Below are 14,237 nucleotides of genomic sequence, written 5' to 3' on the forward strand. Positions count from 1 at the left end.
CGTCGCCGCGCCGGAGCAGGGCGACCGTCCGGCACCGCCCATGCGCCGGGCCGCGACGGGCCTGCGGCGACGTGCGCGGCGTCTGCCCGAACCGTCTGCAGAAGGAACATCCCGAGTGAACGCGCTGTCTGAACAGATCCTTTCCGAATTGCGCCACCTGCTGAGCGAGATGAGCGACGGCGGCAGCGTCGGCCCGTCCGTCTATGACACGGCGCGAGCTCTACAGTTCCGCGGCAACGTCACCGGTCGGCAGGACGCATACGCGTGGCTCATCGCGCAGCAACAGGCCGATGGAGGATGGGGAAGCGCGGACTTCCCGCTGTTCCGCCATGCGCCCACTTGGGCGGCGTTGCTGGCATTGCAGCGTGCCGATCGTCTTCCCGGCGCTGCCGACGCAGTCCAGGCTGCAACCCGGTTCCTCGAGCGCGAGCCCGATCCCTACGCGCAGACGGTGCCGGAAGACGCGCCGATCGGCGCGGAGCTGATCCTGCCGCAGTTGTGCGGCGAGGCCGCATCCTTGCTGGGCGGCGTGGCGTTTCCGCGCCACCCGGCGCTGTTGCCGTTGCGGCAAGCGTGCCTGGTCAAGCTGGGGGCGGTGGCGACGTTGCCGAGCGGCCATCCGTTGCTGCACTCCTGGGAAGCCTGGGGCACGTCGCTGACCACCGCATGCCCGGATGACGACGGCAGCATCGGCATCAGTCCGGCGGCCACCGCGGCGTGTCGTGCGCACGCCGTGACACAGGGGAGCACGCCGCAGGCCGCGCGCGCCGACGCGTATCTGCAGGCGGCATCGCGGGCGACGCGCAGCGGCATCGAAGGTGTCGTTCCCAACGTCTGGCCGATCAATGTGTTCGAGCCATGCTGGTCGCTGTACACCCTGCATCTGGCCGGGCTGTTCGCGCATCCCGCGCTCGCCGAGGCGGTGCGCGTGATCATCGCGCAGCTCGACGCCCGTCTGGGCGTGCGCGGTCTGGGACCGGCCTTGCACTTCGCGGCCGATGCGGACGACACCGCCGTTGCGTTGTGCGTCCTGCGCCTTGCAGGCCGCGACCCGGCGGTCGATCCGTTGCGCCATTTCGAAATTGGCGAGCTGTTCGTCACCTTCCCCGGCGAGCGCAATGCCTCGGTGTCGACCAACATCCATGCCCTGCATGCGTTGCGACTGTTGGGAAAGCCCGCCGCCGGCACCAGCGCCTACGTCGAGGCCAATCGCAACACGCACGGTCTATGGGACAACGAAAAATGGCACGTTTCGTGGCTGTATCCCACCGCGCATGCGATCGCTGCGCTGGCGCAAGGCAAGCCCCAGTGGCGCGACGAGCGCGCGCTGGCGGCGCTGCTGCAGGCGCAGCGCGACGAGGGCGGCTGGGGCGCCGGTCGCGCGTCCACATTCGAGGAAACCGCCTATGCGCTGTTCGCGTTGTACGTGATGGACGGGAGCGAAGAGCCGACAGGGCGCCGGCGCATCGCGCAGGCGGTGGCGCGTGCGCTGGAGTGGATGCTCGCCCGCCATGCGGCGCATGCATTGCCGCAGACGCAGCTGTGGATCGGCAAGGAACTGTATTGCCCCACCCGGGTCGTGCGCGTGGCCGAACTCGCCGGGTTGTGGCTGGCGCTTCGTTGGGGGCGGCGCGTCCCGGCCGGGGGAGCAGGAGCGGCGCCATGATTCAGACCGAACGCGCGCTGCAGCAGGTGCTGGAGTGGGGGCGTTCCCTGACCGGGTTCGCCGACGAGCATGCCGCGGAAGCGGTCAGGGGCGGCCAGTACATCCTGCAGCGCATCCACCCGAGCCTGCGCGACACCAGCGCCCGCACCGGCCGCGATCCGCAGGACGAAACGCTGATCGTGGCGTTCTATCGCGAACTGGCGCTGCTGTTCTGGCTCGACGATTGCAACGACCTTGGCCTGATCGCGCCGGAGCAGCTCGCTGCGGTGGAGCAGGCGCTGGGGCAGGGCGTGCCGTGCGCGCTCCCCGGATTCGAGGGCTGCGCTGTGCTGCGTGCTTCGCTGGCCGCGCTCGCCTACGATCGTCGCGACTATGCTCAGCTTCTTGCCGATACTCGGTGCTACTGCGCGGCGCTGCGCGCCGGACACGCGCAGGCGGCAGGGGCGGAATGCTGGTCCTACGCCGAATACCTGCACAACGGCATCGATTCGATCGCCTACACGAACGTGTTCTGTTGCCTGTCGTTGCTGTGGGGGCTGGACATGGCGACCTTGCGCGCGCGTCCGGCGTTTCGCCAGGTCCTGCGGCTCATCTCCGCGATAGGGCGCCTGCAGAACGATCTGCATGGACGCGACAAGGACAGGTCGGCCGGCGAGGCCGATAACGCGGCGATCCTGCTGCTGCAGCGCTATCCGGCTATGCCTGTGGTGGAGTTCCTCAACGACGAGCTGGCCGGCCATACGCGCATGCTGCACCGGGTGATGGCTTCAGAACGCTTTCCCGCGCCGTGGGGACCGTTGATCGAGGCCATGGCGGCCATCCGCGGGCAGTACTACCAGACCTCGACCAGCCGCTACCGCAGCGACGCTGCGGGGGAGGCCAGCGTGCGCCGGCCTGAACGCGCGGGAGGCGGCGGCGTGCGCGCGCTGCCGTCGGTCCGATCCGACGCAACGCTGTCGCCCGATGCGACGGATGGAGCGAGCATGAGCGACACCGCCCTGAGCCGGCGCAAGGACGACCATCTGGACATCGTGCTGGATCGGCGAACGGCGCCGGCCACGATCGCCGCCGGCTGGGAGTACATCCGTTTCGAACACTGCGCATTGCCCGAGTTGGACCTGACGCAGATCGACCTGCGCGCCTCGCTGCTGGGCAAGACCATGCGCGCGCCGCTGCTGATCAGCTCTATGACCGGCGGCACGTCACGCGCCGAGGCCATCAACCGGCATCTGAGCGAGGCAGCGCAAGTCTTGGGGATCGCCATGTGCGTCGGTTCGCAGCGCGTGAGCCTGCAATCCCGCAACTCCCAGGGGCTGACACGCGCGCTGCGCCGCCTGGCCCCAGACATTCCCTTGCTGGCCAATATCGGCGCTGCGCAACTGCGCGAGACCGACGGCCTGGACCTGGCGCGCCGGGCGGTGGATGCGCTGGAGGCCGATGGACTCATCGTCCATCTCAATCCGCTGCAGGAAGCGGTACAGCCGGAGGGCGACCGCGACTGGCGCGGCGTCCTGGCGCAGATCGCTCGCGCCGCGCGCAGCGTGGGCGTGCCGATCGTGGCTAAGGAAGTGGGCTCGGGCCTGTCCGCCTCGGTGGCCTGTGCGCTCGTCGAGGCGGGCGTGGCGGTGATCGATGTTGCCGGCGCCGGCGGCACCAGTTGGGCCGCGGTGGAGGGCGAGCGCGCCCGCGATGCCGCCGACCGTGCAGTGGCGATGGCGTTCGCCGATTGGGGGATTCCGACCCCGGCCGGCGTGCAGGCGGTACGTCGGGCGCTGCCAACGGTGAAGCTGATCGCGTCGGGCGGAATCCGCGACGGCGTCGACGTAGCCAAGGCCATTCGCCTGGGCGCGGACATCGCCGGGCAGGCGGCCGGCGTGCTGCGCGCGGCTACGGTATCCACCGAGGCGGTTGTCGCGCATTTCGAGATCGTCATCCGCCAGTTGGCCGTCGCCTGCTTCTGCACCGGCTCGGCTGATCTCGCGGCGTTGCGTCAGGCGCGCTTGTTGCCCTCGGCGCATCTGCCCGCCGGTTGATGCCGGCGTCGCCCGCACGTGGCGGCGGGCGCCTAGTCTTACTGAGTCAGAAAGTCGCGGATGCGGGTGGATTCGCGCTGGCGCGGATTTGTTAGGGTGTTGCTTCGTGATCAGGGAAGCGCCCGGCGATGCCCGACTGGACAGCTCAGAGTGAAGCCGCATTTGACGCTTATGTCGATGCTTTGATCGGGGTGATCGGCCAAGCCGAACGAGCTGAGCCCCTGAAGGGGTCGGAACAAGGTGGGCCGGGAGACCGGCAAGGAGTAGATGGTGCAAGTCCATTGCAATGAAGGAGTAGCGATCCACATTGACGCCCAGTCATGCGCGGTCGGTCGTGAGGAGACCGGTAACTTCTCTGGGGTCAAACACGGGTTGTTAGGCTCGAGCAGTCCATCAGCATCGTTTTGAGACAAAGCGATGGCGGTGGAATGGACGCTTACGATCGAGGGCCGGAACGAATTTGGTGAAACATGCCGGAAGGAGGTCCGCATAGACAAGAGCTGGGAGAGCCTATTCGACGGCGACATCGGCTTGTCGATCGGCGATAGCAAGAAGATCATGGCAGCGCTGCAGAACGCGGTCGTGAATCATGAGGCGGAGACGTATGCCCTTCTTCGCCGGGTTTGCCCGGAGTGCCATACGTTCCGACCGCGTCAAGGACTACACGACACGCCCGATCCGAACCGTCTGCGGCACCGTTGAGGTTCGCAATCCCCGGATGCTGTGCCGGGAATGCCGTCCAGGGATGGTCGGTGCTTTCCGCCGCCGAAGGAACTTTGTCCCGATCGAGCGACACCGGAGCTGATGGAACTGACGGCGCGGCTAGGAAGCATGCTGCCCTACCGGCAGGCGCCGAAGGTGCCAGACTCAATTGAGCCAATATGCGACGAGAGCGGCGAGATGAACAGTGGCCAAGAAATTCCCGGCCAGCTTGTCGTATCGGGTGGCGATGCGGCGGAAGTCTTGAGCCTGCAAAAACAGCGCTCGATGACTTTCGGCCTTTGTAGGCGCGTTTGTTGAAGCGATGGATGACAACGCGGTTGGATTTGTTAGGGATGACGGGCTTGGCGCCGCGACGAACAATTTCGCCGCGAAGGTCGACGCCGTCATACCCTTTGTCAGCGAGGAGCGCGCTCATGGGCCGCCCGAGCGCCAGAACATCGGGCGCCGCCGCGATATCGGCATTCTGGCCTCGGGTCAGATGCAGCACGACCGGCCGGCAGAGCGGATCGCTCAGCGCATGGATTTTTGTCGTGCGGCCTCCGCGCGCGCGGCCGATTGCTTGATTGTGCTCCCCCCTTTTCCGCCGGAGGCACACCGGTGAGCTTTAATCGAGGTCGCGTCGAGCGACAGCACGACGCCGTCTTCGCCGGGCTTGGCCAGCGCTTCGAAGATTGCGCACCATCGCCCGCGGTTGGCCCCGCGGTTGAAGCGATTGTAGACGGTCGTGTAAGGGCCGTATTCACGCGGGCAGTCGCCCCATCGCGCACCCGACTGCAGCGTGTGAATGATCCCGGGTCGTCGTCCCGATCCGGCCCCGTCAGTCCCGTCGGCAGATGAGGCTCGATACGTCCTGCCGATCATTCAGCCAAAACAAACCCGCGCGCATTCTCTCGCCCCCGAATCAAAAACTCGCAGGAGAGGGAATCACCTGGCGCTATTTAGGTACAGGTCCTGGGACAGCTTCGGTTGCGGCATTCTGCATAGCTTCGCTTCGTTCTCACAACATTGAGGACGTGCGGCCAAGTCTGCTCAGCTATCGCTTGGCTTGGCTCGATCGACCGGCACCCCGCCGTCGCATTTTGAGGCTCTGCGGAACTGCATGTACGAGGCAAACCGCTCGACGCTGGCTCGCCGGGTTCTCTCGAGCGATGCAACCTGCGCGTTACCCAATCCCCGGGTCGGTTTCCATCGTCCATGGGCGCAGCTCGTCGACAACTGTCGGCTGGCGAGCATCGACGCGCGACATCTCTGCGCCACGCAGGCTGGCAAAGGCCTGGCGCACAGGCGCGAAAGCCGATCCATACATCGTCGATCCGCCCTCTGAAATGTGACCGCGATCATGAACCGATGAGCACTGGAATGTCCGGATCCCCATGGATGCAGTCAGCCGGACCGTCGCGGCCAGCCGCTCCTCGGTGCAATTGACGACAGTGCTCTTGACCAACACACGCTTAGCAGAGTGGCGGTGTGTTCTCTCCCGAAAGGTAGGCCGATAAGTCCATCACCAGGGTTTGTCAGAGCCAGTCCCGGCGAAGCGGGTGCAGTGACTCTCTCTGCGGCATACTCGTCGAGCTGGTGAGAGAGAGGGTCTGAGGCGATGCCTCAGACGGGGCGGTTTTCGCTTCTGTTCTTCACCGGCTCCATTTTGGCCAGGCCGTCCTCGTATGAAATTTCCGTGTATGATCCACCGATGTCCTTGGCCGCGTCGAGCAAGTAGTCGAGCCTACCGGCCGTACCCAGCTTCTTGATGTCATTCTTGTCGACGCCGGCGAGGTCCATCATCTCCTTCCATACAGTTGATTCGTCGCAAGGCAGAATGCGGAAGGTGGTGTCGCCTATCTTAGTGCGGTACTTCGCGAGCAGATCAATGTTGTTGCAGAACATGAAATAGCTGCCTTTGGGGCTCAGCCTGCCATCCAGAACCTTTGCGGCCTGAGGTAGATAGGCGAAGGAATGCAGATATCCGGCAAGGACTGGGATGGTCGGTTCGCCTTCCTGCGCGATTGCAAGAACTTGTTCGATGGAATAGTCCGGCGGTCGTTTTTCGTCGGCGAGCTGGGCTTGGAACTTCAGCGCGATGTCGCCCCGAAATCCAAATCGCCCCGACTTCGTTGTCTCGCTCTTAAGCACCGCATTCAGCAACCGCCCCTCCTTGTCCAACTGGCCAAGAGCGGTGTTGTCGATCGACGTCATGGAAGGCTCCTCATCAATCTGTCGTGTACATTCATCGCCGAACGCGGCGTGTCCGCTAACCCTATGCAAGTTGTTTGCCGTGCGCCTATGTCTGCAGCGACGCACACCGTAAGCGGCGGCTTGGCGCAATGTGCATGAATACGTGCCGGCACCATCACGAGGTCTCGGCCGGATGAGGTCGGGACGCCGGAAAACCGCCTGTCGCAAAGCCGACAGGTCGCAAATCGTATGGTCGCCGCCTGCAAAACCAATTGATTTCAGCTGCATCTCGACTGGCATGGGATTTGCGAATTGTGCCTCGCGACAGAAACTGAGAGCGAGCCAGAAATGATCAACCTAACGGATAGCGCCATCAACGCACTGAAGGCCGCAATCTCCTCGACAGCCCAGCCGGCAAGCGGTTTGCGGGTCATGGTCGAAGGCGGCGGTTGCCAAGGGTTCACATACAAAATGGGTCTTGCTCATGAGCCGGTCTCCGATGAGCCCGTGTTCGAGCAAGACGGGATCAAAGTCTTCGTCGACAAGGCGAGCCGGGCGCATCTCAACGGCACCACGATCGATTTCGTGGTGTCGCTCGAAGGATCAGGGTTCCGCTTCGATAACCCAAATGCCAAATCGAGCTGCTCCTGCGGCAAATCGTTCAGCTGAGCCGCCTTCGGACCATTCGCAATGGAAGGAGCATCGAACATGGGCCTGAAGGCTGAACGAACGAAGCAATCTTCGACTGCAGAGCCTTCCGATCGCCAGCGGATTGTCCGCGCCGTGCTCGATGAGAGTCGGCCAAGGCTCAGGCGTGATCGTGGGGATTGTGAGCTCGTCGAAATCGAAGGCAACAAGATCATGGTCAGGCTCACCGGCGCCTGCATGTTATGCAAGCTTGCGGGAACGACGCTCGCGGCCATTCAAGCGCGCCTAATCGAGCGGCTCGGCGAGTTCGTCCGCCTGATCCCGCTCCCCGGAGCTGCCAAAGTGGGGCCTTAAGTGCAGAGCGGACAGTCCGTGCGGCCGATCTACCTGGATAACAACGCGACGACCCGTGCCCATCCTTTGGTGGTCGCGGCAATGCTGCCGTTCTTCTCTGGGCAATTCGGCAATGCGTCGTCCGCGCATGTATTCGGCATTGAGGTTGCGCCCGCATTGAAGCAAGCGCGCCAGAAGCTGCAGGCCCTCGTTGGCGCGGCATTCGATCACGAGATCGTCTTCACGTCGGGCGCGACTGAATCCGACAACACAGCGATCCTGTCCGCGCTCGCCGTGCAGGAGGGGCGCGACGAGATCGTCACAACGGCCGTTGAGCATCCAGCCGTGCTGTCCCTTGCCGAGGAGCTGGGCCGACGAGGAATCAAGACCCATGTCATTCCGGTCGATGCAAGCGGCCGATTGAACATCGAGGCTTATCGCAACGCATTGTCGAGGCGCACGTCAATCGCCTCGGTCATGTGGGCCAATAATGAGACCGGTACGATCTTTCCGGTGAAATCCCTCGCCAGGATGGCGCGCTCAGTCGGCGCGCTCTTTCACACCGACGCGGTCCAGGCGGTCGGGCGGATTCCGATTGACCTGAAGACTACGGACATCGACATGCTGTCGCTCTCCGGCCATAAGCTCCATGGTCCGAAGGGGATCGGCGCGCTGTATGTGCGCAAGGACATCAAGTTCCGACCGCTGATCTTCGGCGGCGCACAGGAGCGGCATCGCCGAGCTGGCACCCAAAACGTTCCGGGCATTATTGGGCTCGGCAAGGCGGCGGAACTCGCTGCGGCACACCTCGTACAAGAGCAGATGCAGATAGGCGTCCTTCGCGACCGGCTGGAGCAAGGCATTCTCGCTCTCGGCTGTTGCATCGTGCTTGGTCATATCAAGAACCGCTTGCCAAATACGTCTAACATTGCATTCGAGCATCTCGAAGCAGAGGCCATCGTCGACCACCTGAACCGCAACGGAATTGCCGTCTCACTCGGTTCAGCCTGCGCGTCCGGCTCGATGGAGCCGTCCCATGTCCTGCGCGCGATGAGAGTACCACCGGCCTTTTTGCGCGGTGCGGTTCGCTTCTCGCTGTCGCGCGAGACGGCGGCGGATGAGATCGATCGTGTCCTGCAAGTCCTGGCGGACATCAATGCCAAACAGAGAGCCTTCTGGCGTGCGTGTCAGGAGCGCGCGGGCGAGAGATCACAACTTGCGGAGCTCCTATGAAGGTCATGATTCGCCGTTCGCCCGAGACGGGGCTTTCGATTTATGTGCCCAAGAAGGATCTTGAGGAGTCGATTGTCGAATGTGAGCACGAGACGCTGTGGGGTGGTTGGATTCGAATCGCGAATGGCTGGGTGCTCGACCTACCCGCGATGGCGAGTGACACCATCCTTCCAATCACTATCAACGCCAAGAAGCGCGGCGGCGAAGCAACCGAATGATGAATGCTGCGACTCCACAGAACCTCGCCAAACCGGCGGATGCGGAAGCTATTCTTGGCGAAGCGGTTTGGCCCCTGCGAGGAAGGCCACAGCATTCTCTGGCTTTGGCTTGGCGTGACCGAAAGTTCCAGCCGAGCGTGCCGATGACTCCGGAAGCGCTCGAAGCATTCTTGGGAACCAAGAAGGCGCCGACGCGCGGTGCCACACGCAATATCTCGGCCTAGGCCAGCACTGAGGCGTTGGGCCAGCGAGATGGCGTTGGTGGGAAGGCCCTCGCGAGGGCCCATTGTGCTGACATCGCCAGCCCGGTCGTTGCATTCCGCACATCTTAACAGCGTCAGGCCAATTGCTGCAACTCCGCAAGAGTCATTTTCGAGAGGATTGAATCTCGGGCCAGCTCGTAGCTTGCAAATCTTGATGCAACGTTCGCGATGCAAATCCTTGAATCAGTCGAACTACGCGTCAAGACTAAGGTTGTAAATGAAGCATGGTCAGACAAGGAGCGTCGATGGCGCGCGAACTGGAAGGCCAACGCCCTCCGCTCCTGACGATGATCCCTATCTATGGTTGGAACAGATCGAAGGCGCGCGGGCGCTGAACTTCGTCGAGCGGCAGAATAGCAGAACCCTGGAGGTGTTTGGCGGACCCGCAGCCGAACGAGACGGAGATGCGCTGACAGCGATTTACGACCGACCTGACAATATCCCCTATGTCAGCCGGCGCGGCGGGTATCTCTACAATCTGTGGAGGGACGCCACTAATCCACGCGGCCTCTGGCGGCGAACCACTCTGAAAGAGTATCGCACGCTGAAGCCGTCATGGGACATTCTGCTCGACCTCGATCAACTTGCCGTCAGCGAAGGCAAAGACTGGCTTCTGAATGCCACGGCCGCACCGCCTGGAAATCACTCGCGATGGATCTTGGGTCTATCGCGCGGCGGAAGCGATGCCGTCACTTTGCGTGAATTCGATTCAGACACGAAGCTCTTCGTCCACGATGGCTTTAGCTTGCCGGAAGCCAAAGGCAGCGGCGTATGGCTCGATTCTGATACGCTGGTGTTGTTAAGCTCCCATGGCGATGGCATGGCCGCGACCACCGGCTATGCGCGCACGGTGAGGCTGTGGCGGCGTGGTACGCATGTTGACAAAGCGGCAGTGATCTTTGAGATCAAGGCCGCTCATGTGTCAGTCGGTTGCAGTGTTGACGACACTGTCGTGCCGCCCAGGATCTGGTTCCTCGATGCGACAGACGTCTCCAATTGCGTGGTCTGGCTGGGCGATGAAACGGGCGCCAAGACGAGGCTCGACTTGCCAAGTAACATCTGGATGCGGTCGCATCGCAACTGGCTTGCCCTGAAGCCGCGCGAATCCTGGTCTGTGGCAGGGCAGACCTATGCCGCGGATACGGTGCTCGTCATCCCGCTGCCGGCATTCCTGGCGGGCAGCCGCCAGTTCGAGATTCTCTTCGAGCCGGGGCCGCGCCGTGCGCTGCAGAGCTTCTTTTGGAGTGCGGGCAAAGTTGTGCTTTGTATTCTCGACGAACTCCGGCCAGTCTTCGAGATCTGCACGCCATCCGATCATGGCTGGATCCGCGAGCAATTGGGCGGGCTTCCTGATCTTGGCGTGGTCGACATCTGGTCTCTCGATCGCAATCCGTCCGAGAGCAATGGCGACTTGCTGGCTCACGTCGAGGATCCGCTCACCCCGCCGTCCCTCATCCTGATGGAGCGGGGCGTTGGCAGTCCCGCCGTGCTGAAGCAGGCGCCGAAGACGTTTGCCGCGGAGCACTGCGTGGTCACGCGGCACGAGGCCATCTCGATCGACGGTGAGCGAATTCCCTACCTACAGACCGGCCCGGTCAGACAGACCGGCAACGCGCCGGTCCATCTGAGCGGATATGGCGGGTTTGGGATCTCCGTGAAACCGTATTACAATTCCGCGCTCGGTAAGCTTTGGCTTCACTGCGGCGGCACCACGGTTCAGGCAAATTTGCGCGGCGGCGGTGAGTTCGGCACGCGCTGGCACGACGCCGGCCGGCTGGCCGGCAAGAGATTGTCGCATGACGATTTCGCAGCCGTCGCCGTCGATCTCGTTAAGCGCGGCGTGACACAGGCCAAGCGGATCGGGGCCGAGAGTGGATCGAACGGCGGCATCCTCATTACCAACATGCTAACGCGATATCCCGGGCTCTTTGGCGCACTGTTCTGCACCGTCCCGCTGATCGACATGCGCCGCTACACCAAACTGCTCGTCGGGGCGAACTGGCTCGCCGAATATGGCGATCCCGACAACGCTGAGGAGTGGGAGTGGCTGAAGACCTATTCTGCCTATCATGCCGCAAGACCCGGGCAGTCCTATCCACCGATCCTGATGGCCACCAGGCGGCGGGACGATCGCGTCCATCCCGGACATGCGCGCAAAATGGCAGCGAAGCTGCAGGCGATGGGCTATGAGGCTTATTTCTACGAGCATGCCGCCGGCGGCCACGGCTATGGCAAGGACAACAGGGAGCACGCCAGCTTGTTGGTGCTGGGCCTGCGTTTCCTGAAGAGCAGGATCGGCTGGCTGGATACCGAGACGTCAGCGACGTAGTGTAGTTGTTGGACGGCACTTCGTGCGATGTCAACCGAGGCGGCTGCAGCCTTACGAATCTGATCGGCGTCCAAACCCGCACGACCTTTTCGAGATCCAACCAACGTTTGGACGCACGGTCCAATTCGTGGCCGTCGGCACCCTGGCCACTCGGCGTTTCTCTTCATCCCGACAATGCCTTCCGGAGTTTCAGGGCAGGGGCCCGCGTGATCTTCACGACGTAGGTCGGCAACAGGGGGCTGCTTCTTGTCTGCATCTGCGTAGGATCGCCGGTTCAAGTTGTCCTTCAAAGCGTCCGGAAACGTCTTTTGCGGATTGTGCTTTGCATACGCGTCACATTTCGGCGACAAGATCAACTTTCAACGACACCAGCCGCCATGCTCTTGGCCCAAGGGCATAGATGAAGCAGCGTACCCGCCGTCATCATAGCGCGGCCAGCGCTCTTGTGATCGCAATTTCTGTCAGCTTTCCAACATGAGTTGATAAAACGGACATTCGAGCAGGCGTTATCTAACTGCTTGAAACGAACCAAAAAATTCGTTTGTGGCAGGTATGGCATGCCAGTTGCTCTTGGCTTTTCAGAAACGATTCTGGGGATGCTTGCCTGGAAGGATTCGACTTGCGAAGAGAATTGGAAAAATGAGTACTTCAGCGCAACACCAGGTATCCTGCGGCGGCGGCGAGATCAGCGAGACCATGCAAGTCATGGCTAAGCACAAGAGCTGCGGTACGGTCGGTGGAAGCGGCAAGGCGAGCTGCGGATCTCAGGCCGGCATCGGCAATGTGCCAAATGAGGTCTGGGAAAAGGTGAAGAACCATCCCTGCTACAGCGAGGAGGCGCACCACCATTATGCCCGCATGCATGTCGCGGTCGCGCCCGCCTGCAATATCCAGTGCAATTACTGCAATCGTAAATACGATTGCGCCAACGAATCGCGCCCCGGCATTGTCAGCGAGAAGTTGACGCCGGAGCAGGCCGCCAAGAAGGTGCTGGCGGTCGCTTCCGCGATCCCTCAGATGAGCGTGGTCGGCGTTGCTGGCCCTGGCGACCCCCTGGCGAATCCGGACAAGACATTCAAGACGTTCGAGCTCGTCAATAAACTCGCGCCAGATCTCAAGCTGTGCCTCTCGACGAACGGTCTGGCGTTAGCTGATCATGTCGACACGATCGCAAGACTCAAGGTCGATCACGTGACGATCACGATCAACATGATCGATCCCGATATTGGTGCAGAGATCTATCCCTGGATCTTTTACCGCCACAAGCGCTACACAGGCATTGAAGCTGCAAGCATTCTCAGCAATCGGCAGCTCCAGGGCCTGGAGATGCTCACCGCGCGCGGCATCCTTTGCAAAGTCAACTCGGTGATGATTCCCGGGATTAACGATCAGCATCTGGTTGAGGTTAACAAGGCCGTGAAGTCGCGCGGCGCCTTCCTGCATAACGTGATGCCGCTGATATCGTCGCCCGAGCACGGCACCGTGTTCGGTCTCAGCGGGCAACGCGGCCCGACCGCACAGGAAGTGACAGCATTGCAGGATAGCTGCGAATGCGAGATGAACATGATGCGTCACTGTCGCCAGTGCCGCGCCGACGCCGTCGGACTGCTTGGGGAGGACCGCGGCGCGGAGTTCACCGTGGAAAAGATCATGGCCATGGACATCAAATATGATGAGCAGGCCCGAAAGGAGTATCAGGCCAAAGTCGAGAAGGCGCGCGTTGCAAAGCTTGCGGCCAAGCAGGAGCAGCTTGCGGGGCTCGCCAGCGCGTCCAGCGAAATCAAGGTGCTGGTGGCGGTTGCAACCAAGGGCTCGGGATTGATCAACCAGCACTTCGGTCATGCCAAGGAGTTCCAGATCTACGAGCTCTCGACTTCAGGCGCAAAATTCGTTGGTCATCGTCCTATTCATCCCTATTGCCAGGGCGGCCATGGCGAGGACAGCAAGCTCGAAATCGCCATCGGCGCCATCAACGATTGTCATGCCGTGTTCGTGTCAAAGATCGGCGGCTGCCCGAAGGCCGAATTGATCAAGGCCGGAATCGAACCGGTCGATCAGTATGCCTACGAGTTCATTGATGGCTCGGCGATCGCCTGGTTCAAACTCTATCTCGATAAAGTCAATGAGGGGAAGATCGAGCACGTTGAGCGGGTCGATCGGGCGGCCCACCGCAATGCGCTGATTTCCGCCGCCTGAGAGGATGGGTTCAGACAATGCCGTTCAAGATCATCGCCTCGCAATGCACGGGCTGTTCGGCGTGCGAAACGCAGTGCCCGAACTTTGCTATTTCCGAGCGAGCCGGCGTTTTCCTGATCGATCCTGAGAGATGCACCGAGTGCGCCGCCTACTTTGATGAGCCGCAATGCGTGGCCGTTTGCCCGGTTGACAATACATGCGTGCTCGACACGGCACTGCCGCGTCACCAGGAGCCTGCTTGAGGGCTACGATGGATGTCACTACGACACTAAAGGTTCAGAAACTCGGGCGGATGATGCCCGCCTTGACGAGGCGCCGGCCGCGGCTTTCGCCTTCTCAGACCAGGTGGACGGCTCGCCCTGGTCCCAAACGTTTTCGCAAGTTGCCAAGTCATATTCTGGCGACGAGCACGTCGGCGGGAGC

12 protein-coding genes and 2 pseudogenes are annotated in these 14,237 nt (G+C 62.2%); 11 read left to right on the forward strand and 3 right to left on the reverse strand.

What is annotated here, in order from left to right; all coding sequences use genetic code 11:
• Positions 1 to 115: 115 nt before the first annotated feature.
• The 4 genes and pseudogenes from IVA96_RS21760 to IVA96_RS21775 all read left to right on the forward strand — a co-directional run bounded on the left by IVA96_RS21760 (position 116) and on the right by IVA96_RS21775 (position 4,401).
• Positions 116 to 1,666: a hypothetical protein gene (locus tag IVA96_RS21760; RefSeq protein ID WP_247419176.1), complete on the forward strand. Its 1,551-nt coding sequence runs from the start codon at positions 116 to 118 to the stop codon at positions 1,664 to 1,666.
• Positions 1,663 to 2,564 (forward strand): annotated as a pseudogene (locus IVA96_RS21765) (hypothetical protein). The gene IVA96_RS21760 and the pseudogene IVA96_RS21765 overlap by 4 nt, the downstream one beginning before the upstream one ends.
• An 85-nt stretch (positions 2,565 to 2,649) precedes the next feature.
• Positions 2,650 to 3,699: a type 2 isopentenyl-diphosphate Delta-isomerase gene (gene fni, locus IVA96_RS21770; protein ID WP_247334075.1), complete on the forward strand. Its 1,050-nt coding sequence runs from the start codon at positions 2,650 to 2,652 to the stop codon at positions 3,697 to 3,699.
• 417 nt (positions 3,700 to 4,116) lie between these two features.
• Positions 4,117 to 4,401 carry a hypothetical protein gene (locus tag IVA96_RS21775; RefSeq protein ID WP_247334074.1) on the forward strand — a complete coding sequence of 95 codons (285 nt, stop codon included), beginning with the start codon at positions 4,117 to 4,119 and terminating at the stop codon, positions 4,399 to 4,401.
• Positions 4,402 to 4,566: 165 nt separating this feature from the next.
• On the opposite strand, the pseudogene IVA96_RS21780 reads toward IVA96_RS21775, so the two are convergent.
• From IVA96_RS21780 to IVA96_RS21790, 3 genes and pseudogenes are all read right to left on the reverse strand, one after another.
• Positions 4,567 to 5,327, reverse strand: a pseudogene (locus tag IVA96_RS21780) (IS5 family transposase).
• Between the two features lie 257 nt (positions 5,328 to 5,584).
• Positions 5,585 to 5,866: a hypothetical protein gene (locus IVA96_RS21785; RefSeq protein WP_247334072.1), complete on the reverse strand. Its 282-nt coding sequence runs from the start codon at positions 5,864 to 5,866 to the stop codon at positions 5,585 to 5,587.
• A gap of 158 nt (positions 5,867 to 6,024) precedes the next feature.
• Complete coding sequence (locus IVA96_RS21790; RefSeq protein WP_247419178.1) at positions 6,025 to 6,615, reverse strand: hypothetical protein; 591 nt, start codon at positions 6,613 to 6,615, stop codon at positions 6,025 to 6,027.
• Between the two features lie 327 nt (positions 6,616 to 6,942).
• Between IVA96_RS21790 and IVA96_RS21795 the strand changes: the two genes are divergently transcribed.
• The 7 genes from IVA96_RS21795 (at position 6,943) to IVA96_RS21825 (ending at position 14,056) form a co-directional block, all read left to right on the forward strand.
• A complete protein-coding gene (locus IVA96_RS21795) occupies positions 6,943 to 7,263 on the forward strand; it encodes an iron-sulfur cluster assembly accessory protein (protein WP_247279072.1) in 321 nt (106 codons plus the stop codon).
• A gap of 39 nt (positions 7,264 to 7,302) precedes the next feature.
• Complete coding sequence (locus IVA96_RS21800) at positions 7,303 to 7,596, forward strand: NifU family protein (RefSeq protein WP_247297528.1); 294 nt, start codon at positions 7,303 to 7,305, stop codon at positions 7,594 to 7,596.
• Positions 7,597 to 7,614: 18 nt separating this feature from the next.
• Positions 7,615 to 8,808 carry a cysteine desulfurase NifS gene (gene nifS / locus IVA96_RS21805; RefSeq protein WP_247419179.1) on the forward strand — a complete coding sequence of 398 codons (1,194 nt, stop codon included), beginning with the start codon at positions 7,615 to 7,617 and terminating at the stop codon, positions 8,806 to 8,808.
• Positions 8,805 to 9,026, forward strand: coding sequence for a putative nitrogen fixation protein NifT (gene nifT / locus IVA96_RS21810; protein ID WP_247279050.1), 222 nt, complete (start codon positions 8,805 to 8,807; stop codon positions 9,024 to 9,026). Before nifS ends, nifT begins: the two co-directional genes overlap by 4 nt.
• Positions 9,027 to 9,506: 480 nt before the next feature.
• Complete coding sequence (locus tag IVA96_RS21815; protein ID WP_247419180.1) at positions 9,507 to 11,618, forward strand: prolyl oligopeptidase family serine peptidase; 2,112 nt, start codon at positions 9,507 to 9,509, stop codon at positions 11,616 to 11,618.
• Positions 11,619 to 12,257: 639 nt separating this feature from the next.
• On the forward strand, positions 12,258 to 13,814 hold the full coding sequence (gene nifB, locus IVA96_RS21820; RefSeq protein ID WP_247419181.1) for a nitrogenase cofactor biosynthesis protein NifB: 1,557 nt from the start codon (positions 12,258 to 12,260) through the stop codon (positions 13,812 to 13,814).
• A gap of 17 nt (positions 13,815 to 13,831) precedes the next feature.
• Positions 13,832 to 14,056 carry a 4Fe-4S binding protein gene (locus IVA96_RS21825; RefSeq protein WP_247279052.1) on the forward strand — a complete coding sequence of 75 codons (225 nt, stop codon included), beginning with the start codon at positions 13,832 to 13,834 and terminating at the stop codon, positions 14,054 to 14,056.
• Positions 14,057 to 14,237: the final 181 nt, after the last annotated feature.

Source organism: Bradyrhizobium sp. 159, assembly GCF_023073795.1.
GTDB lineage: Bacteria > Pseudomonadota > Alphaproteobacteria > Rhizobiales > Xanthobacteraceae > Bradyrhizobium.

Coding starts and splice junctions, on each gene's coding strand:
- fni (WP_247334075.1), top strand. CDS start 2,650: ATGAGCGACACCGCCCTGAGCCGGCGCAAGGACGACCATCTGGACATC.
- IVA96_RS21775 (WP_247334074.1), top strand. CDS start 4,117: ATGGCGGTGGAATGGACGCTTACGATCGAGGGCCGGAACGAATTTGGT.
- IVA96_RS21790 (WP_247419178.1), bottom strand. CDS start 6,615: ATGACGTCGATCGACAACACCGCTCTTGGCCAGTTGGACAAGGAGGGG.
- IVA96_RS21795 (WP_247279072.1), top strand. CDS start 6,943: ATGATCAACCTAACGGATAGCGCCATCAACGCACTGAAGGCCGCAATC.
- IVA96_RS21800 (WP_247297528.1), top strand. CDS start 7,303: ATGGGCCTGAAGGCTGAACGAACGAAGCAATCTTCGACTGCAGAGCCT.
- nifT (WP_247279050.1), top strand. CDS start 8,805: ATGAAGGTCATGATTCGCCGTTCGCCCGAGACGGGGCTTTCGATTTAT.
- IVA96_RS21815 (WP_247419180.1), top strand. CDS start 9,507: ATGAAGCATGGTCAGACAAGGAGCGTCGATGGCGCGCGAACTGGAAGG.
- nifB (WP_247419181.1), top strand. CDS start 12,258: ATGAGTACTTCAGCGCAACACCAGGTATCCTGCGGCGGCGGCGAGATC.
- IVA96_RS21825 (WP_247279052.1), top strand. CDS start 13,832: ATGCCGTTCAAGATCATCGCCTCGCAATGCACGGGCTGTTCGGCGTGC.